Source organism: Jiella sonneratiae, from assembly GCF_017353515.1.
Classification (GTDB): domain Bacteria; phylum Pseudomonadota; class Alphaproteobacteria; order Rhizobiales; family Rhizobiaceae; genus Jiella; species Jiella sonneratiae.
The window spans coordinates 1-1,556 of the sequence record NZ_JAFMPY010000069.1 but is presented as its reverse complement, the minus strand read 5'-3'; the positions used below and the strand labels follow the sequence as shown (position 1 = coordinate 1,556).

The 1,556-nt window shown below is 64.0% G+C and carries 1 protein-coding gene; it reads right to left on the bottom strand.

Annotation, left to right across the window (positions count from 1 at the left end):
* Nucleotides 1-91: 91 nt before the first annotated feature.
* On the bottom strand, nt 92-1,426 hold the full coding sequence (locus J1C47_RS23505) for an IS5 family transposase (protein ID WP_207353226.1): 1,335 nt from the start codon (nt 1,424-1,426) through the stop codon (nt 92-94).
* Nucleotides 1,427-1,556: the final 130 nt, after the last annotated feature.

Sequence of the window (1,556 nt, the reverse complement as noted above, 5' to 3'; positions counted from 1 at the left end):
GTCGTCCGTGAAGATTGATCCTTGCCGGGTCACAGGGTCTGCATCCGTGCGCTGAGTTTCGTCGTCTCTGGATTGGGAGACGGGTTGGTCGTCAGGCCGCAGCGTCGATTGCGACCCGGACGAAGAGCATCTGCATCAAGGCACGCCAAATCCTTGCGAACCAGCGCAGGAGAAGGTGGAAGTTGTAGCCGGCTGCGGCGAGGACGGCGTTGATCTGATCGCCCTCGGGGCCCTTGAGATGGTTGCGGTCCATGCGGTGATCGGACTTCAGATGGCCGATGACCGGCTCGACGGCCGCCCTGCGCTTCATCTCGCGCCTGATGGCCTTGGTGGCTCGCCGAACCTGGCCGGTGATGAAGACCCGCAAGCGGTTTTTATGGTTGTGGCCGCGATAGCCGCGGTCGACATGGATGCGTTTGGTCTCGACGCCGGTGAGCTTCTCCAGGTCGGCGACGACGGGCCCGAGCGTGTGCCCGTCGAACGGGTTTCCGTGCAAGGCCTTGGCATGAAGAACGAACTGGCCGCCCTTCGGGTGGGTGGCCGGGGTTGCGACCGAGACCTTGCAGCCGAACTCGTAGGGCTTGTGCGCCTTGCCCTTGCCGATGCATTCGACCTCGGGAGCGTGCAGCGAATAGACCTTTGGGCCGCGCTGGCGGTGCTTTTGGTGGAGAAGCCGCATCGCCAGCGACAGAAGTTTGGCAAAGCCGTCTTCCAGGACGGTGTCGCCGGCGATCTTGCGGCGGATGTCGCGCACCAGTCGGCCGAGCCGGATGCGCAGGAACTTCAGCTCCCGGTTCGCCCGCTTGAACTGCTTGGCGTGCCGGTAGCGCCCGACCATGATCGCGGCCCGCTTGGCGACCCTGAGATAGCTCTGGCGCAGCTCGATGCCGGTCTTTCGGGCCAGCGCCGCGAGCTTGACGATCGCCCGGTACAGCAACTTGGCCTCGGTCGGATAAGCGATCGCCTTCTCCTGCACGGTGGTGTCGACCACGACGCGCTCGAGATCCTTGCCTTCGATCGCGCCGCTCCGGTGGGCGACCGACAGACTTTCCTGCAACAGCGCCGAAAGCCGCTCCTCGCCGAGCCGCTGGCGCCAGTGGGTCAGCGACGAGCGGTCGAAGGGCCGCTTGTGGCAGAAGCTCGCCTCGCCGCAGAAATACTGGAAATACGGGTTCTCCACCCAACGATCGCAGAGCACCTCGTCGGCGAGCGAATGCATGTGCTTGAGGATCAAGAGCCCGGCCATCAGCCTGGAGGGAAGCGGCGGCTGGCCGACGCCGGCATGATGCACCTCGCCGAAACGCCTCTCGATGAAGGCCCAGTCGATCTCGTGGGCGAGCCGCACCAAGGGATGGCCCCTGTCGATGATCTCGATGAGCGCCGGGCGGAACAGATCCCGCTGGCGCTCGTCACGCGGCTTGGACATCGCCGAACCCTCCGCTGATCGCGAGGTGAATCGGACCACAAACCGGCGGAATTGGGAATCCGAAATCGCAAGAAACCCGGTGTCAAAACCCAGCTTTCCTGCAAAATCGAAACCTTGCCGAAGCCAAAAA